Raw genomic sequence first — 550 nt, 5'->3', positions numbered from 1 at the left:
ATCGGTCTCGTCCTTGGCCTGACCCGGCACGCGGAACAGGATTTGTTCGCCCGCACGCTCGACATAGCCCGCGCCCTTGTTAGCATTATTGCCCTCAAGCGCATCCACAATGTCGGTCAGCGACAATTTGAGCGCCGCCAATTGCTGCGGGTTAGGCGTCACATGATATTGCTTGGTGTAGCCGCCGATGGTGTTGACTTCGGCAACGCCGGGGATCGTCCGCATCTGCGGGCGGACCACCCAGTCAGATAGCGTTCGCAGTTCGATAGCCGTCCATTCGGAACCATCGGGTTTGCGCGCACCCTTTTTGGGTTCGACCGCATACATATAGATTTCGCCAAGACCCGTTGCGAGCGGGCCGAGTTGCGGCTCGATTCCGGGCGGCAGTTGCGATTTGGCCGACTGGATGCGTTCGTTCACCTGCTGGCGTGCGAAGAAGATGTCGGTGCCATCCTCGAACACCACGGTTACCTGGGACAGGCCATAGCGCGAGATCGAGCGGGTATAATTCAGCCCCGGGACGCCCGCGATGGCGGTTTCAATGGGAAAG

The 550-nt window shown here is 59.8% G+C and carries 1 protein-coding gene; it reads right to left on the bottom strand.

Annotated features, from left to right (window positions below; genetic code table 11):
- Positions 1 to 550, bottom strand: a 550-nt coding sequence (locus ACFSE6_RS18910) for an efflux RND transporter permease subunit (protein ID WP_388011150.1), incomplete at both ends; no start/stop codon positions are given.

Origin of the sequence: Georgenia deserti (assembly GCF_042680605.1) — a bacterium.
In the GTDB taxonomy this organism is placed as follows: domain Bacteria; phylum Actinomycetota; class Actinomycetes; order Actinomycetales; family Actinomycetaceae; genus Allobogoriella; species Allobogoriella deserti.
The sequence above is the reverse complement of the archived record's forward strand: the minus strand, read 5'-3'. Positions and strand labels throughout refer to the sequence as shown.